The organism is Vreelandella venusta, from assembly GCF_015689495.1.
GTDB classification, from domain to species: domain Bacteria; phylum Pseudomonadota; class Gammaproteobacteria; order Pseudomonadales; family Halomonadaceae; genus Vreelandella; species Vreelandella venusta.
Window position 1 is genome coordinate 1,748,897 of sequence record NZ_CP065135.1, and the last position, 24,024, is coordinate 1,772,920.

At 50.7% G+C, this 24,024-nt stretch carries 26 protein-coding genes; 15 read left to right on the top strand and 11 right to left on the bottom strand.

Annotation, left to right across the window (positions count from 1 at the left end):
- Positions 1-223 precede the first annotated feature (223 nt).
- Complete coding sequence (locus IR195_RS08250) at positions 224-847, top strand: peptidase E (protein ID WP_206049273.1); 624 nt, start codon at positions 224-226, stop codon at positions 845-847.
- A gap of 244 nt (positions 848-1,091) precedes the next feature.
- On the top strand, positions 1,092-1,457 hold the full coding sequence (locus IR195_RS08255) for an SH3 domain-containing protein (protein ID WP_206049275.1): 366 nt from the start codon (positions 1,092-1,094) through the stop codon (positions 1,455-1,457).
- A 144-nt stretch (positions 1,458-1,601) separates the two neighbouring features.
- On the opposite strand, the gene IR195_RS08260 is transcribed toward IR195_RS08255, so the two are convergent.
- Entirely contained in the window at positions 1,602-2,510 is a 909-nt protein-coding gene (locus IR195_RS08260) for a LysR family transcriptional regulator (protein WP_206049277.1), read from the bottom strand.
- Positions 2,511-2,614: 104 nt separating this feature from the next.
- On the opposite strand from IR195_RS08260, the gene IR195_RS08265 reads away from it, so the two are divergent.
- Complete coding sequence (locus IR195_RS08265) at positions 2,615-3,733, top strand: FAD-dependent monooxygenase (protein WP_206049279.1); 1,119 nt, start codon at positions 2,615-2,617, stop codon at positions 3,731-3,733.
- A gap of 21 nt (positions 3,734-3,754) precedes the next feature.
- Positions 3,755-4,255, top strand: a complete 501-nt coding sequence (locus IR195_RS08270; protein ID WP_206049281.1) for a P-loop nucleotide/nucleoside kinase family protein — start codon at positions 3,755-3,757, stop codon at positions 4,253-4,255.
- Between the two features lie 150 nt (positions 4,256-4,405).
- Here the strand turns inward: IR195_RS08270 and IR195_RS08275 are convergent, their stop codons facing one another.
- The 7 genes from IR195_RS08275 to IR195_RS08305 all read right to left on the bottom strand — a co-directional run bounded on the left by IR195_RS08275 (position 4,406) and on the right by IR195_RS08305 (position 11,077).
- Positions 4,406-5,164 carry a glutaredoxin family protein gene (locus IR195_RS08275; RefSeq protein WP_206049282.1) on the bottom strand — a complete coding sequence of 253 codons (759 nt, stop codon included), beginning with the start codon at positions 5,162-5,164 and terminating at the stop codon, positions 4,406-4,408.
- A 197-nt stretch (positions 5,165-5,361) separates the two neighbouring features.
- Positions 5,362-5,778, bottom strand: a complete 417-nt coding sequence (locus IR195_RS08280) for a hypothetical protein (RefSeq protein WP_206049283.1) — start codon at positions 5,776-5,778, stop codon at positions 5,362-5,364.
- 125 nt (positions 5,779-5,903) lie between these two features.
- Positions 5,904-6,674, bottom strand: coding sequence for a copper resistance protein B (locus tag IR195_RS08285; protein ID WP_206049285.1), 771 nt, complete (start codon positions 6,672-6,674; stop codon positions 5,904-5,906).
- A gap of 9 nt (positions 6,675-6,683) precedes the next feature.
- On the bottom strand, positions 6,684-8,507 hold the full coding sequence (locus IR195_RS08290; RefSeq protein ID WP_206049287.1) for a copper resistance system multicopper oxidase: 1,824 nt from the start codon (positions 8,505-8,507) through the stop codon (positions 6,684-6,686).
- Between the two features lie 68 nt (positions 8,508-8,575).
- Positions 8,576-9,910, bottom strand: coding sequence for a sensor histidine kinase (locus IR195_RS08295; RefSeq protein WP_206049288.1), 1,335 nt, complete (start codon positions 9,908-9,910; stop codon positions 8,576-8,578).
- A complete protein-coding gene (locus IR195_RS08300) occupies positions 9,897-10,562 on the bottom strand; it encodes a response regulator transcription factor (protein ID WP_206049289.1) in 666 nt (221 codons plus the stop codon). The genes IR195_RS08295 and IR195_RS08300 overlap by 14 nt, the downstream gene beginning before the upstream one ends.
- 14 nt (positions 10,563-10,576) lie before the next feature.
- Positions 10,577-11,077 carry a cupredoxin domain-containing protein gene (locus tag IR195_RS08305; protein ID WP_206049290.1) on the bottom strand — a complete coding sequence of 167 codons (501 nt, stop codon included), beginning with the start codon at positions 11,075-11,077 and terminating at the stop codon, positions 10,577-10,579.
- Positions 11,078-11,331: 254 nt separating this feature from the next.
- On the opposite strand from IR195_RS08305, the gene IR195_RS08310 reads away from it, so the two are divergent.
- The 4 genes from IR195_RS08310 (at position 11,332) to IR195_RS08325 (ending at position 14,018) form a co-directional block, all read left to right on the top strand.
- Positions 11,332-12,246, top strand: coding sequence for a cation diffusion facilitator family transporter (locus IR195_RS08310; protein WP_206049291.1), 915 nt, complete (start codon positions 11,332-11,334; stop codon positions 12,244-12,246).
- Positions 12,247-12,356: 110 nt separating this feature from the next.
- A complete protein-coding gene (locus IR195_RS08315) occupies positions 12,357-12,572 on the top strand; it encodes a hypothetical protein (protein ID WP_206049292.1) in 216 nt (71 codons plus the stop codon).
- Positions 12,529-13,035 (top strand): DsbA family protein, encoded by a 507-nt coding sequence (locus IR195_RS08320; protein ID WP_206049293.1) that lies wholly within the window; start codon positions 12,529-12,531, stop codon positions 13,033-13,035. The genes IR195_RS08315 and IR195_RS08320 overlap by 44 nt, the downstream gene beginning before the upstream one ends.
- Complete coding sequence (locus IR195_RS08325) at positions 13,035-14,018, top strand: M23 family metallopeptidase (RefSeq protein ID WP_206049294.1); 984 nt, start codon at positions 13,035-13,037, stop codon at positions 14,016-14,018. Before IR195_RS08320 ends, IR195_RS08325 begins: the two co-directional genes overlap by 1 nt.
- A gap of 311 nt (positions 14,019-14,329) precedes the next feature.
- Here IR195_RS08325 and IR195_RS08330 read toward each other — a convergent pair whose 3' ends face one another.
- Both IR195_RS08330 and IR195_RS08335 read right to left on the bottom strand, forming a co-directional pair.
- On the bottom strand, positions 14,330-14,788 hold the full coding sequence (locus IR195_RS08330) for a MerR family transcriptional regulator (RefSeq protein WP_089038152.1): 459 nt from the start codon (positions 14,786-14,788) through the stop codon (positions 14,330-14,332).
- Between the two features lie 358 nt (positions 14,789-15,146).
- Positions 15,147-15,749, bottom strand: a complete 603-nt coding sequence (locus tag IR195_RS08335) for a glutathione S-transferase family protein (RefSeq protein ID WP_206049296.1) — start codon at positions 15,747-15,749, stop codon at positions 15,147-15,149.
- A 149-nt stretch (positions 15,750-15,898) separates the two neighbouring features.
- Here IR195_RS08335 and IR195_RS08340 point away from each other — a divergent pair, with 149 nt between their 5' ends.
- From IR195_RS08340 to bla, 3 genes are all read left to right on the top strand, one after another.
- Complete coding sequence (locus tag IR195_RS08340) at positions 15,899-16,756, top strand: LysR family transcriptional regulator (protein ID WP_125747410.1); 858 nt, start codon at positions 15,899-15,901, stop codon at positions 16,754-16,756.
- 69 nt (positions 16,757-16,825) lie between these two features.
- Positions 16,826-17,392 (top strand): GNAT family N-acetyltransferase, encoded by a 567-nt coding sequence (locus IR195_RS08345; protein ID WP_146943747.1) that lies wholly within the window; start codon positions 16,826-16,828, stop codon positions 17,390-17,392.
- Between the two features lie 73 nt (positions 17,393-17,465).
- Positions 17,466-18,362, top strand: coding sequence for a class A beta-lactamase (gene bla, locus IR195_RS08350; protein WP_241006819.1), 897 nt, complete (start codon positions 17,466-17,468; stop codon positions 18,360-18,362).
- Between the two features lie 90 nt (positions 18,363-18,452).
- Here the strand turns inward: bla and IR195_RS08355 are convergent, their stop codons facing one another.
- Entirely contained in the window at positions 18,453-19,352 is a 900-nt protein-coding gene (locus tag IR195_RS08355) for a LysR family transcriptional regulator (RefSeq protein ID WP_206049298.1), read from the bottom strand.
- Between the two features lie 158 nt (positions 19,353-19,510).
- Here IR195_RS08355 and leuC point away from each other — a divergent pair, with 158 nt between their 5' ends.
- The 4 genes from leuC (at position 19,511) to asd (ending at position 23,976) form a co-directional block, all read left to right on the top strand.
- Complete coding sequence (leuC, locus tag IR195_RS08360; RefSeq protein ID WP_206049300.1) at positions 19,511-20,962, top strand: 3-isopropylmalate dehydratase large subunit; 1,452 nt, start codon at positions 19,511-19,513, stop codon at positions 20,960-20,962.
- Between the two features lie 3 nt (positions 20,963-20,965).
- The gene (gene leuD, locus IR195_RS08365) at positions 20,966-21,613 is read left to right on the top strand and encodes a 3-isopropylmalate dehydratase small subunit (RefSeq protein WP_206049302.1); all 648 of its coding nucleotides are present in this window, start codon (positions 20,966-20,968) and stop codon (positions 21,611-21,613) included.
- 42 nt (positions 21,614-21,655) lie between these two features.
- A complete protein-coding gene (gene leuB, locus IR195_RS08370) occupies positions 21,656-22,735 on the top strand; it encodes a 3-isopropylmalate dehydrogenase (RefSeq protein ID WP_038483705.1) in 1,080 nt (359 codons plus the stop codon).
- 128 nt (positions 22,736-22,863) lie between these two features.
- Complete coding sequence (asd, locus tag IR195_RS08375; protein WP_125747420.1) at positions 22,864-23,976, top strand: aspartate-semialdehyde dehydrogenase; 1,113 nt, start codon at positions 22,864-22,866, stop codon at positions 23,974-23,976.
- Positions 23,977-24,024: the final 48 nt, after the last annotated feature.

The following is a 24,024-nucleotide window of genomic DNA, read 5'->3' on the forward strand; positions in this document are numbered from 1 at the left end:
CGGGAGTTGCGAACCGTCCACACCTCTACCTAGGTATGTTTGAGCGCACGCTACATTACCTGATCGAATACAAGTTAGACTTATCGGTTTTCCATCCGAAGTATCGCAATGATCTTTACTCAAAACTTACCAACATGGAAGGTGGTAGATAGGGCTCGGAAATGGATTTTCTACAGCCTGTTAAGCCTCTATAATGACAGCATTTAGACAGTAAGGAAGTCGAATGAAAAACATGTTTTTAACTTCATCTTTCGCAGATGTTGCCGATCTATTTGTGAAGTTTACCAGCGAAAAATGTGTAGGAAAAACGGTTACGTTCATTCCTACTGCAAGTCTAGTCGAAGATGTCAATTTTTATGTGGCCGCAGGCAGAGAAACACTCGAGAAGTGTGGGCTAATTGTTGATGAGCTTGAGATTTCAACTGCTCCAAGTGAAGAGGTAAACAGCAAGCTTCAAAAAAATGACTATATCTATGTCACTGGTGGAAATACTTTCTTTTTACTTCAAGAGTTGAAAAGAACTGGTGCAGATCAATTCATAAAGGAGCAAATAAGTTCAGGGAAAATGTATATCGGAGAGTCTGCTGGCTCCATTGTTATGTCGCCTTACATTGAGTATGTGAAAGACATGGACGATTTCACGGCGGCACCTAATTTAGACTCTTTTTCATCATTAAATATGGTTGATTTTTATCCAGTGCCACACCATACCAACGTTCCTTTCAAGCAAGTCGTTGAAAAAATTATCACTAGTTATGATGACAAAATAGATCTTTGCCCAATTAGCAATACGCAAGCAATTATCATCAATGGTGATGAGTTTGAAGTTTGGACGGCCGAAACTTAACCAGACACAGCAGTTCGCGGACTATGGTTACGAGGTACTCATTCCCCGCGCCGCTAAGCTTATTATAGAAGAATAAGGAGGTCGTAAATTGCCTGTCCGTAAAGCTAGGGAAGCTGATCTGAAAGCCATTGTCCAGTTATTCAAAGTGGGTGAGTGAGTCATAGCAGAACGAGTTAAGATGGGCCTGTAGTCATTATAAGCCCAAAAGTTTGCATGCGGGTGTTAACCAGAGCTAGAGAGTCATATGAGCACCAAGAAATATCTCGTTGTTAGTTCACATGAAAGTGAGTTTCCTAACCCAATCACTTTCAGAAAAGGTGATCCTCTTGTTGTTGGCGAGGAGTATAAGGGAACTGAAGAGTGGGATAACTGGTTTTTCTGCAGTTCTCCCGGGCAGGAACCAGGTTGGGTGCCTGGGCAAGTTATTGAGCGATTGCAAGGTTCAGAGGGGCGTGCACTTGATGACTACACCGCTAGAGAGCTTAATGTGCTGGCGGGTGAGCGTCTAACTGGCGCAAGAATTTTGAATGGATGGCTATGGTGTGAAAAGTCTACCAGCAAAGAATCAGGGTGGGTTCCATTAGAGAATTTGCAAGAGGTTGAAGAGTAGTCGCAGTGTTGGCAATGCAATCAATTCGCCGCCGGATGCCTGTTCCACGCGCCGTTTGTGATGGCAGCCCAGTCTACGTCACCACCTACATATGTCTTCAGTCTGGCGTTGAGTAACAGGTGGAAGCTGATATGGAGGAGGTAATCACGAGACTTTATTTCCACCTGAATCAAGATCCATAATTGCTAATCTCAGGTATTCCAAAAATACTCTCACTTTCTCCAGTGGGTATTTTTTTCCCGAGTAAAACGCGTATAAGACGAGATCCTCTGGCTGGCAGTTAAGATCAATCTTAATAAGCGATCCATTTTCTATATCTGCTTGGCATGCATGAGTGGGTAAAATAGCAAAGCCAAGTCCTTTCAGCGCGGCAGCTTTAGCCATATAGCCACTATTGACCTTATAGCTGGATTGCACCTGAATGGTCTGGTTATGCTTGAACCGCCAGGGCATGCCTTGTAGGACGGACAGGCTGGTAATGCAGGGCGCTTTGCTCAGTTCATCCAGTGAGTCAGGCACTCGGTGTTGTTTAAGAAGTTGCGGCGCGGCAACTACGCAACTTGGCCAGCGCTGGATTTCTTTAGCGACCCAGCCAGAATCCTCCAATGGCCCTCTACCGAAGCGTAATACTAGATCGAACCCTTCTAACAAGCCCTCCGAAGGGTTTAATTGGGTGTCGCAGCTTAGTTGTATTTGAGGATGCTGGAGGCAAAAATTTGCAGTGATTTCGGCCAGAAAGGGGAGGTCAGGCATGATGATCTTAAGGTGGCCGGATAAAAAGTCACCATGCAGTGAGGCTTCTTCTAGTGCGTCATTCATTGCTCGTGTGAGCGGCGTGATAGCCTGATAAAGTTGCTTGCCTGCGGCGGTTGGAATCATCTTACGAGTGGTACGTTCCAATAGTCGCAAACTAAGTTGTTGCTCCAATAACGCGACATGGCGGCTGACATTGGATGTTGGCAATTGAAGCTGCTCCGCTGCGCGCTTAAAGCTCAGTTGCTGATATACCGCCTGAAAGCTAAGTAACCATTGAAGCTCGATTTTCTCAATCATAGATTATCTCAAAAAATGGGATTAATAACGCAATAATAGCGTGTTTATCCTTCAGGGTGGCTTTGTGACAATCTCTGCCGAATTTAATTATTTAGGTAGGGCCGATGAAGAATACCAATCGTATTGCCATTGTTGGTGCAGGGGTTGCAGGAATAGCGCTGGCGATACTCGTCGCACAACAAGGCTATCAAGTGAACGTGTATGAGCGTGACAGTAAGGTTTCGTCCATTGGTGCTGGCGTGACTTTATGGCCAAATGCAATTTTTGTTCTGCAACAGATGGGGTTGGAAAAAGAGCTAAAACGTCTGGGTGGTACTCCCCGTTTAATGCGTCAGTTTGATCAATTTGGTGTTTGGCAGGGTGAGCTTGATCTTGAGGAAGTGAATCTGCTGAGTGGTTTCCCCAGTATAACAATATTGCGCCGTGATCTTATGAGCATACTGGCCGAGAGGTTGGATGATTTGGGGGGGGAAATACACCTTGGCTGGCCAATGACGACGCAGGATATTGACCGATTAAAGCAAGAGTTTGACGTGGTAGTAGGAGCCGATGGGAGAATGAATTCGGTGGTGCGTCACATGCTATATGCCGAAAAGGTGAGTCCCCGTTATCAAGGATTCATTAATATCATTGGTATCAGTCAGTTGAATGAGGGGGTTTTAGATAACGCCATCCATGATTTTCGTGGCTTGGGTGAGCGGTTTGGAATTGTCCCTGTGAATAATGGGCTATGTTTCTGGGCTGGCGCATGGAATGCTGATATTGATAAACAACGGCCCTTATCTGCTTGGTATGATGAGCTGCATCAGCGTTTTCGGTGCTGGCCTGACCCGGTACGCAACGTGCTGAAATTCTATGATGCAGCATCGCTCAATCGCATTTTTGTTCATGATCTTGACCCTCTGCCTTATTGGCATCAAGACAATGTTGTCATTATTGGAGATGCAGCCCATGCGTCTTTGCCAACATCAGGGCAGGGAGCGTGTCAGGCGCTGGAAGATGCGTGGCATCTTGTCAGGCTTTTGGGAGAGCAAGGTGAGTTGGAAAACGTTCTGACAAGTTTTTATCAGCAGCGAATCGTTAAGGCGTCCTCAGCTCAAACCGTTGGAAGACAGGTAGCCGAGAGGATTTTTGGAACACAACTTGCGTCTCAGCCAGCGACTTTAGGCGTTTCTGCTGAGCAATTAAGCCTGTTATGGATGCAGGGATTAGAAACGCAGTAGGCGTAATTAAAGGAGCAGATAATGAGTTCTTACGGAACGTTGATATTCTTCTGTGGCAAGATGGGCGCTGGAAAAAGCACGCTGTCTGCCAGCATTGCGCGTGAGCGCGGCGCCGTGCTGCTTTCAGAGGATAACTGGTTAGCTGCTCTTTTTCCTGGCGAAATCAACGATTTCAACGACTACATCAGTTACTCGTCGCGCCTTAAACCATTGCTTAGGGAACACGTTGAGCAAATGCTTTTGGCAGGCACCACTGTGGTTCTAGATTTCCCCGGCAACACCAGGAAGCAAAGGGCATGGTTTAAGGATATCTACTCGCCACGCGGGATACCCCACGAACTGTACTATGTGATGGCCGAAGACGAGGTTTGTCTAAAGCAGCTTAAACAGCGCCAAAGGGAGCAGCCTGAGCGGGCGAGCTTCGATACCGAGGAGGTTTTCAGGATGGTAATGGGCTACTTTGAGTCACCCGAAGAATCAGAGGGATTCAATGTCCAGGTTGTCGAGCGGGCGTTGTCATAACTTGCGTACTGTTTATCTAGATGCGTTTGGTGCCACTTTATCTGCCTTCGTGGGCCGACGCCCCCCTTGGTTGAATTAGCTGAATACAATCTGAATATAGTCCAGTTAATTATCTGCCCCAGATTACGCTTTAGCGTAAGAAAGGTAGGCTTAACTTAACAACATGCGTAATGGCATCCACAGACCCATGGCGATCATTACCAGATTTTCGGTTAACGATACAAAGCCCAGCGGTACATTACTGTTTCCGCCTACACAGGCACACTTCAGCTCCCGCTTGTCGATATACACGGCTTTAAACACAGAGACGGCACCTACCGTACCAACAAATAGGGCAAGCGGCGCGGCGAACCAAGTTAATGCCCCGGCCAGCATAAGCAGGCCAGCTAGTGTTTCGGCGTAGGGGTAAACGTAGCTGTAGGGCACATAGCGCTGAGCCAGCAAATCGTAGTTCAAAAACATATTGCTGAAACTTTCGACATCCTGCAGTTTTTGTAGGCCAAGTAGCACCATAGCGGTAGCCACCGCATATTCCGGCATACGCGCTGTGAGAAACGAACCCTGGACGACCCAGCTAATCGATAGACCTATTAGTATAGCGACGGCAAAAATCGCTAGCACGGGTCGATAAGTCTTTTCTTTTGAATTGGAAACGCTCAAACCTAAGTGTTTGCGTAGTTCTTCATAGCCTCCAATGCGGCTATCACCGATGTATACCTGGGGCGTGGTGTCGACGTTTTCTTGAGCCTTGAACGCTTCTATCTGATCACGGGAGGTTAACGTATGATCGTCAACCTCAAAGCCTTTACGCTTGAGTAGATCAACCGTTTTCAAACCGAACGGGCACATATGCTCGGCGGTTTTCATCCGGTAAACCCGTGCAGAGGTAGTGGGTGCTGACCTTGGCATTGTGCCTCCTTTGCTAAAAACGTGATGTTAACTAAAAGTATAGAACCTATGTGCCACACACAGGCAAGTACACCCTACTATTTTATTTTAAAATTCTAGCTACGGTTACAAATAGGATTATGCAACGATAGACATATATGTTAAATAAAAAGGCCAGCATAAAGGCTGGCCCTGCATCTTAAATTAGTGACTATATATTAATAGTTAACATGTAACTCATAGCGGTTATTGTCATTTTCTTTAGTACCTCCCAGTGCATTGCCTTTTACTTCAAGCTGATAGTTGCCAGACTGCAGTTGGCGAACCATTTCAAAATGACCACGTGGGCTGGATGCTTCTGCTACCTGCTGTCCATCTGCATTGTAAAGCACAGCAGAGATACGGTTGCCAGTGCTGGTTGCGCCTGGAAAGTGCTCACTTGCTATCTTCAGCGTAGTCGCTTGTTGAATATTAATATTGAAACGCTTTGATTGGCCTTGGGCCAGCAATTGTGTAGAAGAAATGCCTCTTTCAAGTAGTGGCAGTTCTTGGGTGGTCGTACCAAAGTTAGCCAATGCTGGCGTTGAAAAAATGCTAGCTACAAGCGCCCCAAAGAGAATTGATTTAACGTTCATGATAACTACTCCAGTGGTTGGTTACATGGTTATATTAGCTGCGGTTTTTGAAATGAAGCTGAATTTAAAAATAATAAAAAACGCCACCATTTGGTGACGTTAAAAGTTACCCATTGTCAAATTCGTTAGAACATTAATTTAACACCGGCAACAATTCCCGTATCTTCAGTGTTGTCGCCACTGGCTCGGGAGAGATCTGCAGTGTCGCCGTACTCTTTTTCCCAATAGGCACCGACGTAGGGGGCAAAGCGTCGGGTCACTTCATAGCCTAGCCGTAGGCCAGCACGAACGGAGTTAAGCCCTTCGCCCACGCCAAATTCTTCAACTTCGCTGGCAGCCACAGCAATTTCGGTACGCGGCTGTAGGTAGAGCCGCTGAGTCAGGCGCAGATCGTATTCGCCTTCAAAACTGGCGGCCACGTCGCCATCTTCACTCACTTGTAATGCCACGTCGGTTTCAATGCCGTAGGGCATTACGCCTTGCAGGCCCACCACGCCATAAGTGCGTTCGGCGTGATCATCGGAGAAAACACCGCCTTGATAACCGATCCCCCCCTGTAACTCCCAAAAATCAGCCACTAGACGACTATAGAGTAGTTCCAGAGACTCAAATTCAGCATCTTCACCGTCGCCCTGGACATTTTCGCCTTCTGACTTTAGGTAAATGCGGTTGATATCTCCGCCATACCAGCCTTGAAAGTCCCATACCACGGCTTCTGGGCCTTTATCAGGCACGCTGTATTCGAGCCGATCAAACAGTGCCATGCCCATATTATGTTCCTCAGTGGGCGCTGGCCAACTGTCTGGTGCCGCATAGCCATCTTCGGCTTGAGCAGTCGCGGCGGCGGCCATGCCAAGGGCGGCGCTGGCGAGGGTTAAGTAGCGCTTAATTTTCATACTGCCTCCTTAAGAAACTTGCACAACGCGGAACATGCCAGCATCCATGTGATAGAGAAGGTGGCAGTGGAACGCCCAACTGCCCTCTGCGTCTGCGGTGATCAACGCAGACACGCGTTCACCGGGCTTCACATTTAGGGTGTGTTTGCGTGGTATCAATTCCCCTTGGCCGTTTTCCAGCTCCATCCACATACCGTGGAGGTGGATAGGGTGCTCCATCATGGTGTCGTTAATGAGGATTAGGCGCAGTCGCTCATCTTTCTCAAAATGAATAGGGCCGGTCACTTCGCTAAACTTCTTACCGTCGAACGACCACATATAACGCTCCATGTTGCCGGTCAGGTGCAGCTCAAGCTCACGGCCTGGCTCACGGCGATCAGGCCATGGTGTGAACGCTTTGAGATCCCGGTAAACCAATACGCGTCGTTCATCGGGATCAATGCCGATTCCCGCCTGGTTATAGCGAGAACCCGGCTGAGCTTCACCGGCGAGAAGCAAACCGTTTGCGCCTATTTTGGCCTGCTCGGCTGCCATCCCTCCCATAGTAGAGTGATCCATGCCTTGCATGTTGGACATACCGGAGTGATCCATCCCAGCCATGCTGGAATGATCCATGCCTTCCATATTCGACATGTCAGAGTGATCCATCCCCGCCATGTTGGAGTGATCCATACCGCCCATCCCGTGGGCACCCATAGCTTCCATACCGCGGTCTGCAATTTGACGGCGTTCAGGAATCTCCGCCTGCATACCTTCACGTGGAGCTAGCGTGGCGCGTGCATAGCCGCTCCGATCCATGGCTTCGGCGAAGATGGTGTATGCCCGGTCGTCTTCAGGTGAAACCAGCACATCGTAAGTTTCAGCCACGCCAATACGGAACTCATCAACAGGAACGGGTTGCACCGGCTGTCCATCAGCGGCCACCACGGTCATCTTCAGGCCGGGTATGCGGACATCGAAGAATGACATGGCTGAGCCGTTAATCACGCGTAGTCGTATCCGCTCACCGGCTTTGAACAAGGCATTCCAGTTTTCTTGAGGAGAATGGCCGTTGAGAAGATAGGTATAAGTACTACCGGTGACATCGGCGATATCCCGCGAACTCATGCGCATTTGAGCCCACATGCCACGCATTTCAGCGGTCTGAGCAAAACCATTATTACGAACATCGGCAAAGAAGTCTGCAATCGTGCGCTCTTGGAAGTTGTAATAGCCTTCCATGGTTTTCAAATTACGGAACACCGACATCGGGTCTTCAAAAGTCCAGTCGGTGAGCAGTAACACATGCTCACGGTCGTAACGGATAGGCTCACGCTCGGCAGCGTCTATAATCAATGGCCCTGCATGGCCAAGCTGCTCCTGCATACCGGAATGACTGTGGTACCAGTAGGTACCGTTCTGGCGGACGGGAAAACGGTAGATAAAGGTTTCACCAGGGGCGATACCTGCAAAGCTAACGCCAGGCACACCATCCATTTCCGGCGGTAGAATGAGACCATGCCAGTGGATGGAGGTGGGCTCGTCCAGCAGGTTAGTGACACGTAGTACTGCGTCTTGACCTTCTTTCAGACGAATTAGCGGGCCAGGACTGGTACCGTTGATGGTGATGGGTTGGGCTTCTTGTCCGTTAATAGGCAACGATTCACGGCGGATAGCCAGCGATACCTCGGGCCCGTCTTCGACGCCTTGTGCATAGACATTGGTACGGCCCCAGGGGTTTGCCCAAGCGGGAGTTAATCCCATTGCCGCAGCAGAGCCTAAGCCTAAGGCAGCGCCTCCTTTTAACACTTGCCGACGAGAAAGAGGGTGAGAAATGATACTTGAGCGTGCCATGCGTAACTCCCATCAATAGTGAATAGCACTATCTTGATGGAAGAAGCTGAATCAAAGCTGAATGATGATTAATTAGTCACTTCAACCGCTAGAGGCAATGTAATTGTAACGCGCAGTCCACCCAGTGGACTTCGCTCAAACTGCGAGTGCCCTGAGTAGCGGGCAATTAACTGCGCAAGAATCGAAAGGCCTAAGCCGTAGCCAGGACGGCGCTCATCTAGTCGTGTACCACGCTCTCCCAAGCGCGAAAGTTCCTCTTCTGCAACGCCTTGCCCATCATCATTAATCGTTAGCGTGAGTGCAGTTACAGTGACGGCAACATCGCAATGAACGCGCCTGCTCGACCATTTTCCTGCGTTATCAAGCACGATGCCTAATATTTCTGAAAAGTCGTGAGATTCAATGGAAACTTGTTCTTCCTCACGTGCTGAGTGAGTCAGTTCGAACATACGCTCAGGATAAAGGCTACGGAACATCTCAATCAGCCGTAAGCTATCACGAGTAACGTTGGCCATTCGTCCCGCATTAGGGCCTGCAATACGTGAACGACGCAGCTCTGCATCCAACTGGGCGTTAATGTCTTCAATACGGCTGAGTAGTTTATGGCGTCGGTTGTCATCAATAGGCCGGTTGCCACGCAGTACTTGAGTAACGGCTGCCAGCGGTGTTTTTAATGCATGTGATAGGTTGGCGACCGATTCTCGCGAGCGCTTCAGACGAAGATCAATGTCGTCCATGAACCAGTTCAACTGGTCGACTAAGTCATCTAGCTCCGAAGGGGCTACTAATGACAAGCGATCCCGTTTACCTGATCGCAATGCTTCAAGTTGCTGGCGCAGTTGCCAGAGTGGCGTGAGTCCACGGTTAACCGCTAGCATGTTGAGTATGATGAGCATCCCTAAAAGCACGGCGGCGATCCCACCGACCCACCAGTGTAAAGTTGCAAGCCCTGATTCTACTTGGGAAAAATCTTCACCTACCAATAGCACACCCTGTGTGCCCTGCCACTCAAAGTGGCGGCGATAGACGAGCATGTGCTGTGTTCCGCGATTTACATCTATTAGGGCATCGCCGTTCTCATTTAGCAACGGAGCCAGCTGTTGCTGCCATTGCGGGTCAGAAGCGCTGACCGAGCCATTGAACCGGAGTACGTAGAGATGATGAAAAACTTGATAGCCTTGGCTAACCGAGTCGAGCGCAGTCGGTACAGCCGTTTGGTCTTGCTCTAGCTGCGCGACCGCGTGGTTTGCTTCACGTTGTAAGCGTTCACCTAAAAAATCCCTTGCCAGACTCTGTAAAAAGATCCCGTGCAATAGCCACGTGGTGACTACCACCAGTAGCGCGACGCAGCCTAGCCATGCGAGTAGTCGAATACGTAAACTGCGTCTATCAATGTGAAGCAAAGAAATACCCCTGACCGCGTCGCGTTTGAATGACTGATTTACCGAGGTAACGACGCAGACGAGCGATGTAGACTTCCACCAAGTTAGGTGCGGCAGCGTCCTGCTCCAAGGCGTAGAGCTGCTCTAGTAGCTGATCTTTCGAGTGAATACGGTCTGGATGAAGCATTAAGTAGCGCAATAATCGAAACTCCGTTGCCGTTAGCGAACGCCACGTTTCTCCTTCTAAGCACACGCGTTGACCCGCCTCATCCAACGAGACACCGTTTAGCGTAATCACCTGAGATAACTGACCAGACTGCCTACGCAACAAGGCCTTCAGGCGGGCCATGAGTTCGGCTTCGTGGAAGGGCTTGGTGAGATAGTCATCGGCTCCCGTTTCAAGCCCAATAACTTTATCTTCCCAGGTGTCGCGTGCCGTCAAAATCAAAATAGGCGTACTGCACTTCTGCTTGCGCCAATGGGCGAGAAGATCTAACCCCGACCCATCGGGCAAACCGACATCTAAAATAGCCAGCTCATAATGCTCGGTTGCCATCAGCGACTTGGCCGCTTTCAATGAAGCGGCCAAATCAACCAGGTAACCGTTGTCCTTGAGACTCTCTGCCAAGCTTTCTGCTAACAAATCATCATCTTCGAGTAGCAACAGTTTCATGGGTCTATGTCAGATTAGAGAGAAAAATTACCGTACATGCCGGATTCATAATGACCGGGAATATTACAGGCATACTCTAGTTCGTTAACATTGCCAGGGACACTCCATAATAAAGTCCCGGTTTCACCAGGCGCAATGGAGACACCTGCCATGTTCATGCTGGCCATATCGTGACCGTCGCCATGTGACATATTCGACATATCATGGCCTCCGCCGTTGGCCATGTTTAGCATCATTTGACGATGTTCTTCTTGGGCTTCTTTGCTACCAATCACGAACTCATGTTCTAAATTGCCGGTGTTGGTTATTTCAAATTTGACAATTTCACCCGCCGCCATTTCTAACGTTTCAGGGTCGAACCACATGTCGCCAGCATCAAGAGTGATCGTGCGGTCAACGTCAGCATCGTTCAGGCCACTGCCACCGCCGCTATGGCCGGGTGCAGCCCATGTCGCGCTTGTTGCTAGGCTTAGTGAAAGAGCAAGAAAAGACGTTGTTAAAAAGGTGTTGCGCATGGTCATTTACCTTAAAAGAGTTGTTGTCACTGCTTTCTTATACGGTATTAACCTGAAACGAGCCTGAATCCAGCGGACAGAATATGATCCCTAGTAACTTTTTTTAATTTTTCAATGGGTTACAAGGTGTGATCTTGAGGCAGCGGATGTTCTTCCCAATCCAGCGGTGCAGATAAACAGTGCGCAAGGGTTGAAGCTTTAGTTGCTAGAGGTTTTATAGTACCAAGAACAGATAGTTCTAGAGAGAGTAGCCGATGGGACATTATCATGATCATCCCCACATTGATCCTGCCTCTGGCGACCGGCGCGTCAGCATTTCCATATGGGCCAATGGACTCTTAACCATCGCTCAAATTGTCGGTGGCGTTATGGCGGGAAGCCTATCTCTGATTGCGGATGCATTACATAACTTATCTGACATGGCAGCGCTAGTTATTGCCTTTGCCGCTCGTAAAATCGCCAGGCGGCCCGCCGATGCGCACATGACCTTTGGCTATGGCCGCATCGAGATAGTGGCAGCACTCATCAACTACACCACCCTCATTATTGTCGGCGTCTACCTGATTTACGAAGGCGCTATGCGGATGATCGATCCTCCTGAGATAGAGGGGTGGACGATCGTGATTATTGGCGGCGTCGCGCTTGTCGTTGATGCTCTAACCGCCGTGCTCACTTGGTCAATGCAAAAAGAGAGTGTCAATATCCGCGCTCTTTTTCTGCATAACTTATCGGATGCGTTTGCCTCCATCGCCGTGATTATCGGGGGGTCGCTTATTTTGCTGTATGACATGCGCTGGGTAGACCCCGCGATCACCATAGGAATTGCGCTATATATTCTTTACCTCGCTTTCTCTGAAATTGGTGGTCCTATCCGTACGCTAATGCTGGGTTCTCCCCCGAACATTGACGGGCAGGCTGTCGTTGAAGCGGTGCAAGATATCGACGGAGTCCAGGATATTCACCACGTGCATCTATGGCAGATGCAGGAAAATACAGTAGCCCTTGACTGCCACGTGGTTCTGACAGAAGCCGGTTGGCAGCAGCTTGAATCCGTCAAAGCAGAGATCAAGGAGGAGTTGAAAACGCGCTTCAGCATTGCTCATTCCAGCCTAGAGTTTGAGCATAGCGACCACGCGCATCAAAATGCCAATCTATATGGGCATGAGTGATAGACCGAGGCGGGCTCTGGGCTCAAGTTGGTAGCGGGCGGCCTACTCCCAGCGTAATTAGCTTATTTTTCAACTTGGCTTTCCACCGATTGCTAAAAAAGAGAGAAAAAATGTTCAAGAAAGCGTCTTTTATCTTGGCCAGCACGTTAATGCTGGCCACTGCCATCGTCGCTGTATCGAAACCTGCGCTCTTAGACATACAGGCTCAGGCAGCAAATGAGAGCGGCGACCAGGCCGACAACTCCTTGGTGCGTTCACATTCCCCCATCTTGGGGCGAGAAGATGCCGCCGGTGACGATTGTGGAGTTTTTCGATCCAGCTTGTGAAGCCTGCCGTGCTTTCTATCCCCTGACAAAAAGCATTCTGGAGACCTACCCAGAAAAAGTGCGACTGATCGTGCGCTACACTCCTTTTCATGGCGACGTATCGGACAAGGCCATTCGGGTATTAGAAGCCGCCCGTCGGCAGGGCGTCTTTGAGCCGGTACTGGAGAGACTGCTAGCTCACCAGGACCAATGGGCTTCGCATGGCAGCTTTGATGAATCTGCTATCCTCGATATCGCTAGCCAAGCGGGCCTTGATCGAGCGGCTGCGGAAAAACAATTGACCTCTGCTGAGGTGCAGGCGGTAATTGATCAAGACATGGCGGATGTCAGAGCTAATCAGATTCGCCAAACACCAACCTTTTTTGTCAATGACCAACCTTTAGACCCCTTTGGTATGCAAGAGCTGATTGATGCCGTTGAGAGCGAAGTAGCTGAAAATTCTGAGAAAGAGGGTGGTCAGTGATGCAGCGCTGGTATTTACTAAGCTTGATGGGTTTTTACCCCTTGCTAGTCGAAGCTAATTGGCAAGAGCATCTTTCATTGCCACCGTCTGAACATAGTCTTGTCAGTTTACAAAAGGCTAGCGAGCAAGAAGGTCTTTTACCGCTTGATAGCGTTGATACCCTGACCTTTGGTCGTGATGTGATCATTGATACCACCCTCTACGAGGCTTTAGCAGCAGAAGATGTCCCTACGCGATTCGCCAGTAAATTAGAAATACTGCTCAGCGAGTTTATCGCAGCGCCGCTGGAGCTTTCAGGCAACGAACGTATTCAATTAGTGTGGGAGGAAGATCGACGCCAGGACGGCGCCCGTGTTGGGCCACCACGCCTCAATTATGCTGCTCTTCCTGACCAGGCAGAGCCCCTAGAGGTTATCTGGCCGGAAACCCCAAAGAGTGATGTTGCTCTTTTCAAAAGCAATACCCTACTAGGCACGTTGCGGTTACCCGTGCTAAGTGCTCGCTTAACCTCTCGCTTTGGCAATCGACGACATCCTGTGTATGGAGGAGTCCGCCCTCACAATGGAATTGATTTGGCTGCACCAGCGGGGACGCCAGTTATCGCCATCGCACCTGGGCGCGTATCCTTTATGGGTCGCCAGGGGGGATATGGGCAGGTGGTTGAGGTGGAGCACGACACAGGAGTCGTTAGTCGCTATACACACCTTAGCCGATTCTCCTCCCAGTTAGTGGTTGGGGATTTAATCAACGCGGGAGAGCTGCTTGGAGAGGTAGGTGCCTCTGGGGTCACCACTGGCCCCAACCTGCATTATGAAGTGAGGATCAATAACCAACCTGTTGATCCCCTTGGCCAAGGTCAACGCATCATGCTAGGCGAGCAACTGACTCAAAGTGAATATCAAACATCACTTTACGAGGCAAGAAATCGCTTGGAACAAGCTATCGGTACGGCGTCTATGTATGACTCGATCTCGTATAACTAGTTATAACCATCTGTGCTTAGCAACGTTGCATGGTCTGTAAGTAATGTGAACGTGTGCTTGCTTCGTTTTGGAACCCGAGCCGTGTAATCACTCACCTATTGCAACACAGGTAAGTAGGTGTGGAAGAGGTTTCTCTTGCCACCATGCGGTGTTTGGTAAGCCTTGTGGCAGGCTTGATGACGGCTGTTGGTGTGCTTCACGTCTTGTTTACTTAAGCACCAAATCTTGGTGTTGGCGATTTAGCTTTGGGACCGCCGCTGATGTCATGCTAGCGGCTTATTTCTTCTTGGGCGTGGGACGTAGCGTTAGTTCTAACTCAAGTCGTTAGCACCTCCGTGCGAGTTTTCAGTGATACAGAGCTGATGATCACTGATGACCTCAATGATTCGGCAGCTTTCCACTTTGCCACCGGCACACTGCGTGACCATTCGTTGAAGCTCCTCACGCAGTGCGGACAGTCGCTGAAGGCGGGATTCCACTTTCTTTAGGTGATGTGTGGCGATGGCATCGACTTCTTGGCAAGGCATCTCAGGTTGATCTGACATGGCCAAAAGCTCTCGCACTGATTCCACCGAAAAGCCAAAGTCTCGGGCATGACGAATGAAGGTCAAACGCCGCACCGCGTCGTCTCCATAGCGGCGCTGCCCTCCGTTGGTTCGTGTCGCATCGCGCAGTAGCCCAATGCGCTCGTAATAACGAACTGTTTCAGGTTTGCAATCGGTTCGTCGTGCTAGCTCACCAATGCTGATACTTTGGCCGATCATCGACATGGTAAAACCCCTTATGCAGGGCTGAAGCTATAGTTGCTATAAAGTTTGCACTTCAAAACCATCGCTCATTGGGAGCGGTACCACGATCATGGTGACCCCTCGCAACAGGCCATAGAGGGCACCCCTAGCGAGCTAGGCTATCAAGAGATTTCCCATGATGGCCAAGCACGCGCAGCTGGTTTTTTGTCCCCTTGGCGGCAAACCGCTAAAAAGCGCTTGGTCATTATCACAGGAAATCTACTGAACGTATCGCCGAAAACCCGATTTTTAACAGCGTGGCGGCGTCAGCCAAGAGAAAGCTTAATGAAGTTGAGCTGATACAGTTTTAAGCTTGGCAATTGTCAGCATGGAAACGTTTCTACTCCGCTGTGATCGCAATGTGGTTCGGGTGAGACGCTACCCGATCCAGCCATCGGCAAACATTGGGATAATCCGCCAGTGTGAACCCGCCATCTTCAGCTACATGGGTATAGGCGAAGAGGGCAATATCCGCGATGGTGTAGCGGCCTGCTACGAACCACTCCTGCTTTGCCAAGTGATCGTCCATCACCGCTAGCGCTTCGCGCCCCAATGCTTGTTTACCCGCTAGCTGAGCTTGGCGTTCATCATTCAGGCCAAGGTGAGTTAGCCAGAAGCGCGGTGTGGCGATGTTGGGTTCGTGGCTGTACTGTTCAAAGTTCATCCAGCGCAGGGCCTGGGCTTGGTTCCAGCGATCTTCTGGCCAATAATTACTCCCTTGGGCTAGGTAGTAGAGAATGGCGTTCGACTCGCATAGAAAACGGCCGTCGTCGAGCTCCAGTACTGGAATTTTGCCAGTGGGGTTCTTCTGCAGGAATGCCGGGGTGCGCGTTTCTCTATGCACGATATCGTAATGGCGATAGTCATAGGGTCTATCCAGCAAATTCAGTAATAGGCGTACTTTGTAGCCGTTGCCGGAAGGTCGGTAGTCGTGCAAGATCATCGTCTTCTCCAGTGAATTGAACGCAAGGGTTGCGGGTCTGAATCCACACCCAAGCCACGGAGGACAGTGTTTCGCTTTCCGCGAAGTTCGACAAACGAATAGTACTGATATCAGCCATCAGTGGGGCTGATGGATAGAGGCCTCGTTACATGGATATGGATCTCCTGCGCACCTATATCGCCGTGGTTGATACCGGTAGTCTTACCCGAGCCGCGCGTCAGGTTCACCGAACCCAGGCCGCACTTAGTATGCAAATGAAGCGTCTGGAAGAGCAGGTCGGCTGCAGCTTGTTCTTTAAAGAAGGCCGCAATCTAGAGCTCACCAACGAGGGCAAACGTCTTGTCAGCTACGCTCGCCGCTTACTGGCAATGCATGATGAGGCGCTAGTTCAACTGAGATCGAGCGCCGCTTTACCGACGTTGCGTATTGGCAGCCCAGATGACTACGCCCAGAGCCTGCTACCTTTGTTGGTAGATACCCTTCATGACCAACACCCCAATGTTCAACTACAGCTGATATGCGCGCCTACCATCACGTTGAGAAAGCAGCTGGATGAGGGGGCGCTGGACTTGGCTATCCTGACGCGAGCGGCTAACAGTGATGAAGGTCATGTGCTGATGCTTGATAAGGGAATTTGGATACAGCACCCGGAATTTGACTGGCAGCAGCATGAAACGTTGCCTTTGGCCCTGTATGAAGCCGACTGTAAGTTTCACAGTGCTGCTCTGGATGGCCTAAATAAAACACGCCGCGCTTACCGTATAAAGGCGCTCAGTGCCAATACCGGAGCTTTGATGGGGCTGGTTCGGCAGGGCAAGGCTATCACGGCGGCAGCGACAGCTTCCTTGCCGCGTGGTTTGATCGAAGTCGGCGCTGTTCATGGGATGCCGGCACTGCCTAGTATTGATATTGTGCTGGTCAGCTCTTCCTCTGGGCATCCTTTGGTGTCGGTGAGTTGGGCGGGTGAGTTGGCAAAAGCGTTATCGCTTAGGCTGCACGAGACATAGAATGTCGTTGTGTCGTGCGGGCTGTGCAGCTGCACGGGTTGGCGGCGTCGTGCAAAAAAGGAGTTATGAATGTCAGAAGAGTTGTTTTTCCCAGTGATCGAAACCGAACGGCTAACACTGCAGCCATTAGCAGCCGCTGATTCAGAAAGCCTGCTAGACATATTTTCTTCCCCTGAAGTGATGAAGTATTGGAATACGGCACCTTGGTCAGATATTCAGGACGCTTTGGATTTTGTTGATGTCAGCAACGCTTCGATGCTGCGTGAAGAGTCACTGGTGCTTGGGATATATCTAAAGTCAACAAGTGATCTGGTGGGTAAGTGCATGCTGTTTAGTTATGACAAAGAGTCTAAGCGTGCTGAGGTCGGCTTTGGCTTAGGCCAACGCTATTGGGGCAAAGGCTATATTAATGAGGCGGGTGAAGCCTTGATACAGTATGGCTTTAATGCACTGGGGCTTCGTCGTATTGAAGCTGAAATTGACCCAGATAACCACGCTTCAGCGAAAGCGCTTGAGAAGCTTGGCTTTACTCTAGAAGGGGTGCTTCGGCAGCGATGGGAAGTGAATGGTGTTGTCTCTGATTCCGCGTTGTATGGAAGGCTGATAAGTGACCCGTCGTCAACCTCCCGCGATTAATCTACCTTCCAGGCCCTGTATATGGCGAGCAGCATGCCTCTACCCTTATGATCGATTATATGATGTTTAAAGGATGATAAAAGTGCTTTGTAAACAACAAGTTTCGCGCTGGGTTATGTCGATTTGCTTAATAGCGGTTCCTTCTGTGTTGATGGCCCAGGATGATACGTTGCTTACAGAGGTTGAGCGTATAGAGGAGCAGTTGGATGCACGCGTTGGTTTTGCAGCCTATGACCTGGAAACTGGGCAGCGCTGGGAATACAACGCAGACCAGCTGTTCGCGATGTCCAGCACCTTTAAAACCTTAGCGTGCGCAGCGCTGCTGCAGCGTGTGGATGAAGGAAGTGAGCAACTCGAAAGACGAATAAAAGTATCTGCTTCTGACATTGTCACCTATTCACCCGTTACCGAAGCGTATGCCGATAACCGGGAAATATCGCTGTTTGAACTCTGCGAAGCGACGCTGACAACCAGCGATAACACTGCGGCTAACCTGATCTTACAGGCAATTGGTGGACCGCAGGCCGTGACAGAATTTGTTAGAGCGCTGGGGGATAGTGTCACGCGCTTGGATCGTTGGGAGACGGAGCTAAACGAGGCTACTCCACATGATGAGCGTGACACCTCCACGCCCAATGCAATGGTGAGTAACCTTGAGAAACTGGTAGTGGGAAACGCGCTATCGCCTCAGTCTAAAAACCAACTGCGTGAATGGCTGGTTAATAATGAAGTGGCTGATGGCTTGTTTAGGTCACAAATACCTGATGAATGGGTAATTGGAGATCGGACGGGAGCCGGTGGCTTTGGTTCAAGATCGATTACCGCTGTAATATGGCCGCCCGAGCGCGAGCCTACCATCGTGGCGTTTTATATCACCGAAACGGACGCATCATTTGAAGAACGAAATAGCGCAATAGCTGAATTGGGCAGTGTGATCCGAGAGGTTGTGGAGACGAATAGCGCTTTGTAATTGTTCAGGCATCGCTTCGCGGGTGCTTGATAGGCCCGCGTATCGCTTTCTCGCAACATTGGTGCGTGCCCACAACACTGGTGCGTGCGGCTAGTCGAGAGTGACTTGGCGGGTACTTTCCAGTTCTTCAATCATTTTTTTAGCGGCATTAGAAAGCGTACGACTGGTGTGGACGAGATAGCCCAGCGGGCGCTGGATGGGGGCGGTGTCTACATTGAGCTCAATGAGTTCGCTATCGATCATGTTTTCAGGCAGTAGGCTCCAGCCAAGGCCCACGCTGCACATCATTTTCAGCGTTTCTAAATAGTTTGTTGCCATGCTAACGGGAAGCTGTAGGCCCACTTCGGCAAAACGTTGGCCAATCAAGGTGCGGGTAAAGGTTTTGGCACCTGGCAGCACGCAATTGAATTCACATAATTCAGTCAAGCTGAGTGGGCTGCTGGTGTGGCGGGTACGCTGTGCCAGTGGGTGGTCGGTGGCGCAGACAAAACACAGCCGGTCGCGCCATAGCTCTACCACGTGAAGCTGTTCAACGGGGTGGGGGGCGAGAGTGACTATTGCCATCTCCAGCGTGCCATCGACCACGCCCTGGTAGGCTAGCTCTGAGTCCAGAAAGTGCAAGTCTAACGCCACTTCCGGGTGGCGATGCGTGTATTGCTTTAACAGCGGTGGCAGTCGATGCAGGCCGATGTGGTGACTGGTGGCTAGCATTAGCTTACCGCCTACTTGGCCGGAAAGATTGGCAAGTGCTCGGCGGCTGTCTTCCACGGTAAATAGTATGTGCTGTGCTTTGGGAAGTAATACATTGCCCGCTTCGGTCAGCGCAATACGCCGCCCGATGCGGTCAAATAACCGGGTGCCAAGTTGGTCCTCCAGAGTAGCGATGCGTTTGCTTACTGCAGGCTGCGTTAAATACAGCTGTTCGGCCGCGCGGGAAAAGCTCTGGGTTTCGGCAACGGCCAGAAATGCTTGCAGGCTCTGAGTATCCACTTGCGGCTCCCTGAATTGGTATTCCAGTTTGGAATCTAATCTATGAATAACATGAATTGCTTTTATGCGCGACTCGCGTGACACTGCCTACATAGCCACATAAGCAGCACGTAGAGGCTGCCATACCGAACTAGCAGGGCAATGCCCAGGAGAGCAACATGTCAGGTCAAACGCTTTACGACAAACTCTGGAATCAACATTTGGTGAAACAGCGTGACGACGGCACGGCGTTGATCTATATCGACCGCCAGTTGCTTCACGAAGTCACCTCGCCCCAGGCGTTTGAAGGCCTGCGCTTGGCTAATCGCAAGCCTTGGCGTTTAGATGCTAACTTGGCAACGCCGGACCACAACGTGCCTACGACGGTAAAAGAGCGTGCGGAAGGCAATAGCGGTATTAAAGACCCGGTGTCGTTAATCCAAGTACAAACCTTGGACGATAACTGCCTTGAGTACGGCATTGAAGAGTTCAAAATCAACGACCCGCGCCAGGGTATCGTGCACGTGGTAGGCCCAGAGCAGGGCGCAACGTTACCCGGCATGACCGTGGTGTGCGGCGATTCCCACACTGCGACCCATGGTGCGTTTGGCGCCCTGGCTCATGGTATTGGCACCTCAGAAGTTGAACACGTTATGGCGACCCAGTGCTTGCTGGCGCAAAAAATGAAGAACATGCAAGTGCGTGTGGAAGGCGAACTTGGCCTGGGCGTGACCGCTAAAGACGTGGTGTTGGCGATTATTGGCAAGATTGGCACCGCTGGTGGTACGGGCTATGCCATTGAGTTTGCCGGTAGTGCGATTGAGTCGCTCTCTATGGAAGGCCGCATGACCGTATGCAATATGGCCATTGAAGCTGGCGCCCGTGTGGGCCTGATTGCTGTCGATGATACGACGATTGATTACCTGGCCGAGCGTCCCTTTGCGCCCACCGCAGAGCAGTGGGAAGCCGCGGTCGCTGACTGGCGCAATCTGGTTTCCGATGCTGACGCGCAGTTCGATAAAGTGGTTACACTGCAAGCTGAAGAGATCGAACCGCAGGTCAGTTGGGGGACTAGCCCGGAAATGGTTACCGGTATTTCCGGCCAAGTGCCAGACCCCCAAGCCGCGTTGGATGACACCGTACAGCGCAGCCACGCGCGCGCCCTCGAATATATGGGCTTGCAGGCAAACCAGAAAATTACCGATATTAAGCTCGATAAAGTATTTATCGGCTCCTGTACCAACTCGCGTATTGAAGATTTACGCGAAGCGGCCAAAGTGGCGAAAGGCAATAAAGTCGCGGACTCGATTAAGCTTGCCATGGTGGTGCCGGGGTCTGGTTTGGTGAAGCGCCAAGCGGAAGCAGAAGGCTTGGATAAAATCTTTATTGAAGCAGGCTTTGAATGGCGTGAGCCGGGTTGCTCAATGTGCTTGGCAATGAATGCCGACAAGTTGGGCGCTGGTGAGCACTGTGCATCAACGTCTAACCGCAATTTTGAAGGCCGTCAGGGTTACGGCGGACGCACGCATTTGGTGAGCCCTGCAATGGCGGCGGCGGCAGCGATTGCTGGTCACTTTGTTGATGTACGTTCCTTACCCGCTAACGATACTAGCCACGCGCAGGAGGCCTAAGCCATGAATAAATTTGAACGTTTAGAAGGAATCGTCGCGCCGCTTGACCGTGCTAACGTCGATACCGACCTGATTATTCCGAAGCAGTTTTTGAAGTCGATTAAGCGTACTGGCTTTGGCGTGAACCTGTTTGATGAACTGCGCTACCTGGATGAAGGCCAGCCAGGACAAGACTGCTCGCAGCGCCCGCTGAACCCGGATTTTGTATTGAATCAGCCGCGTTACCAAGGTGCTGAAGTGTTGCTGGCGCGTCGCAACTTTGGCTGTGGTAGTTCCCGCGAGCACGCCCCGTGGGCGCTGGAAGATTTTGGTTTCAAAGCGGTGATTGCGCCAAGCTTTGCCGATATCTTCTACAACAACGCTTTCAAAAACGGCATTCTGCTGATTATCTTGGAAGAAGACGTTATTGACCGCCTGTTTGCTGAAGTGGCAGGCAGCGAAGGCTATCAATTAGACGTAGATTTAGAGAACCAGCGGGTCATCACGCCCAGTGGCGAAATTCTCGAATTTGAGGTGGATGCGTTCCGTAAGCACTGCCTGCTGAACGGCTTGGATGATATTGGTATTACCCTGCAGGACGAAGACGCAATTCGTGCGTTTGAAGAAAAACACCGCCAGCAGCGTCCTTGGTTGTTCCGCCAGCCTGCGTAAGTGTTCATTCACCTTTAACGTTTGAAATGCTAAGGAAATTGCATGACTCATAAGGTATTACTGCTGCCGGGTGATGGTATTGGCCCTGAAATTGCGGCTCAGGCGGCCCGCTTGCTGAAGGCCTGCCAGGAAGCTGGTTTGGATATCGACGTCGAAGAAGGCCTTGTCGGTGGCTCTGCTTACGATGTTCACGGTGAGCCACTGCCTGCTGAAACGCTAGAAAAAGCCAAGGCAGCCAGTGCTATTTTGCTGGGCGCTGTTGGTGGCCCTAAATGGGATACACTCGAAGACCTTTCCAAGCGTCCTGAAAAAGGCCTGTTAGGTCTGCGGAAAAACTTAGGTTTGTTCGGCAACCTGCGTCCGGCCATGCTTTATCCGCAGTTGGCTAGCGCCTCTAGCTTGAAGCCGGAGTTAGTGGCTGGGCTGGATATTATGATTGTCCGCGAGCTTACCGGTGGCATCTATTTCGGCCAGCCACGTGGCATCGAAGAGCGCAACGGCGAGCGGGTGGGTTTTAACACCTACATCTACTCTGAAAGCGAAATTGAGCGTATTGGTCGCGTCGCCTTTGAAATGGCTCAGAAGCGTGGCAAAAAACTCTGCTCGGTGGATAAAGCCAACGTGTTGGAAGTCACTATTCTGTGGCGTGAAGTGATGGAGCGTTTGGCACCGGAGTACCCGGATGTTGAGCTTTCCCATATGTACGTGGATAACGCCGCCATGCAGCTGGTGCGCGCGCCGAAACAGTTTGATGTGGTAGTGACGGGCAACATGTTTGGCGATATTCTTTCCGATGCCGCTGCCATGCTTACCGGCTCTATCGGCATGTTGCCTTCAGCGTCGCTAAACGAGAGTGGCCAGGGCATGTACGAGCCTTGCCACGGTAGCGCGCCGGATATCGCTGGGCAGAATATTGCTAACCCATTAGCAATGATGCTGTCGGTCGCGATGATGTTGCGCTATTCATTGAATGAAACCGCCATGGCTGAGCGCATTGAAGCCGCTGTTGGCAGTGTGTTAGATGATGGCTTGCGTACTGCTGACATCGCCTCTGAAGGGACGCGCCGTGTCTCTACCGATGAGATGGGTGATGCCGTATTGGCGGCCTTTGCAAAAAATTAAATTATGTATAAAGCGTGCTAACTAATTGACGCTGAAAGGTATTAACAGTCGGCCACCCTGGGGGTGGCCGACGTTGTGTCTAATATTTGTGTATAATATCGCTCTCATTCTTAGTTGGAGGACTTCACATGTTGAAAGTCGGTTTCGTGGGATGGCGTGGCATGGTTGGCTCAGTGCTGATGCAGCGCATGCAGGAAGATGGTGATTTTAACGGTATTGAACCGGTATTTTTCACCACCTCCCAAGTTGGTCAGCCTGGCCCCGATATCGGCGTGGACGTGCCTCCACTGAAAGATGCGTTTGATATTGATGCGTTAAAAGCACTGGACGTGGTGATTACCTGTCAAGGTGGCGACTACACCAAGCCGGTTTATAAAGACTTGCGTGAGGCGGGCTGGAAAGGCTACTGGATTGATGCGGCCAGCACCCTGCGCATGGAAGATGAAGCGACCATTATTCTGGACCCGGTCAATCGTAAGGTGATCGATAACCAGTTAGCGAAGGGTGCTAAAACTTTTGTTGGCGGCAACTGCACCGTGAGCCTGATGCTGATGGGCTTGGGTGGTTTGTTCGAAGCAGACATGGTCGAGTGGATGACCTCCATGACGTATCAAGCAGCTTCCGGTTCAGGCGCTAAGCACATGCGCGAGCTGTTGAACCAGATGGGGCAGCTACGCGATAGCGTAGGTGAAGAGCTTAAAGATACCTCTAGCGCGATTCTGGATATCGACCGTAAAGTGACGGCTGCGATGCGCAGTGGTGACTTCCCCACGGATAATTTCGGTGCACCGCTAGCGGGTAGCTTGCTGCCATGGATCGATACCAAGCTTGATAACGGCCAAAGCCGTGAAGAGTGGAAGGGCAGCGTTGAGACTAACAAGATCTTAGGTTTGCAAAATAACCCGATCCCCATTGATGGTCTTTGCGTACGCATCGGTGCAATGCGTTCTCACAGCCAAGCATTCACTATTAAGCTGAAGCAGGATGTACCGCTTGACGAGATCGAAGATCGCATCGCTAAGCACAATGAGTGGGTTCAGCTGATCCCGAACGACAAAGACGCTACGGTTGCTGGCCTAACGCCCGCTGCTGCGACTGGCACGCTGCAAGTACCGGTCGGTCGTCTACGCAAGCTGAATATGGGCGGTGAATACTTATCAGCCTTCAGTGTTGGTGACCAGTTGTTATGGGGTGCTGCCGAGCCGCTCAAGCGTATGCTGAAGATCTTACGCGAGCAGTAGAGCTCGCCACGCTTAAATAAAAGCGTTGATAAAAACGGGAAGCTGTTC

Excerpts from the sequence above, each read along its gene's own strand:
- IR195_RS08310 (WP_206049291.1), top strand. The coding sequence starts at position 11,332 with ATGGGACATTATCATGATCATCCCCACATTGATCCTGCCTCTGGCGAC.
- IR195_RS08340 (WP_125747410.1), top strand. The coding sequence starts at position 15,899 with ATGGATATGGATCTCCTGCGCACCTATATCGCCGTGGTTGATACCGGT.
- IR195_RS08330 (WP_089038152.1), bottom strand. The coding sequence starts at position 14,788 with ATGTCGATGATCGGCCAAAGTATCAGCATTGGTGAGCTAGCACGACGA.
- IR195_RS08280 (WP_206049283.1), bottom strand. The coding sequence starts at position 5,778 with ATGAACGTTAAATCAATTCTCTTTGGGGCGCTTGTAGCTAGCATTTTT.
- IR195_RS08300 (WP_206049289.1), bottom strand. The coding sequence starts at position 10,562 with ATGAAACTGTTGCTACTCGAAGATGATGATTTGTTAGCAGAAAGCTTG.
- leuC (WP_206049300.1), top strand. The coding sequence starts at position 19,511 with ATGTCAGGTCAAACGCTTTACGACAAACTCTGGAATCAACATTTGGTG.
- IR195_RS08290 (WP_206049287.1), bottom strand. The coding sequence starts at position 8,507 with ATGGCACGCTCAAGTATCATTTCTCACCCTCTTTCTCGTCGGCAAGTG.
- IR195_RS08335 (WP_206049296.1), bottom strand. The coding sequence starts at position 15,749 with ATGATCTTGCACGACTACCGACCTTCCGGCAACGGCTACAAAGTACGC.
- IR195_RS08255 (WP_206049275.1), top strand. The coding sequence starts at position 1,092 with ATGAGCACCAAGAAATATCTCGTTGTTAGTTCACATGAAAGTGAGTTT.
- leuD (WP_206049302.1), top strand. The coding sequence starts at position 20,966 with ATGAATAAATTTGAACGTTTAGAAGGAATCGTCGCGCCGCTTGACCGT.
- bla (WP_241006819.1), top strand. The coding sequence starts at position 17,466 with ATGATAAAAGTGCTTTGTAAACAACAAGTTTCGCGCTGGGTTATGTCG.
- IR195_RS08250 (WP_206049273.1), top strand. The coding sequence starts at position 224 with ATGAAAAACATGTTTTTAACTTCATCTTTCGCAGATGTTGCCGATCTA.
- IR195_RS08325 (WP_206049294.1), top strand. The coding sequence starts at position 13,035 with ATGCAGCGCTGGTATTTACTAAGCTTGATGGGTTTTTACCCCTTGCTA.
- IR195_RS08275 (WP_206049282.1), bottom strand. The coding sequence starts at position 5,164 with ATGCCAAGGTCAGCACCCACTACCTCTGCACGGGTTTACCGGATGAAA.
- IR195_RS08320 (WP_206049293.1), top strand. The coding sequence starts at position 12,529 with ATGCCGCCGGTGACGATTGTGGAGTTTTTCGATCCAGCTTGTGAAGCC.
- IR195_RS08285 (WP_206049285.1), bottom strand. The coding sequence starts at position 6,674 with ATGAAAATTAAGCGCTACTTAACCCTCGCCAGCGCCGCCCTTGGCATG.
- IR195_RS08345 (WP_146943747.1), top strand. The coding sequence starts at position 16,826 with ATGTCAGAAGAGTTGTTTTTCCCAGTGATCGAAACCGAACGGCTAACA.
- asd (WP_125747420.1), top strand. The coding sequence starts at position 22,864 with ATGTTGAAAGTCGGTTTCGTGGGATGGCGTGGCATGGTTGGCTCAGTG.
- IR195_RS08270 (WP_206049281.1), top strand. The coding sequence starts at position 3,755 with ATGAGTTCTTACGGAACGTTGATATTCTTCTGTGGCAAGATGGGCGCT.
- IR195_RS08260 (WP_206049277.1), bottom strand. The coding sequence starts at position 2,510 with ATGATTGAGAAAATCGAGCTTCAATGGTTACTTAGCTTTCAGGCGGTA.
- leuB (WP_038483705.1), top strand. The coding sequence starts at position 21,656 with ATGACTCATAAGGTATTACTGCTGCCGGGTGATGGTATTGGCCCTGAA.
- IR195_RS08265 (WP_206049279.1), top strand. The coding sequence starts at position 2,615 with ATGAAGAATACCAATCGTATTGCCATTGTTGGTGCAGGGGTTGCAGGA.
- IR195_RS08305 (WP_206049290.1), bottom strand. The coding sequence starts at position 11,077 with ATGCGCAACACCTTTTTAACAACGTCTTTTCTTGCTCTTTCACTAAGC.
- IR195_RS08315 (WP_206049292.1), top strand. The coding sequence starts at position 12,357 with ATGTTCAAGAAAGCGTCTTTTATCTTGGCCAGCACGTTAATGCTGGCC.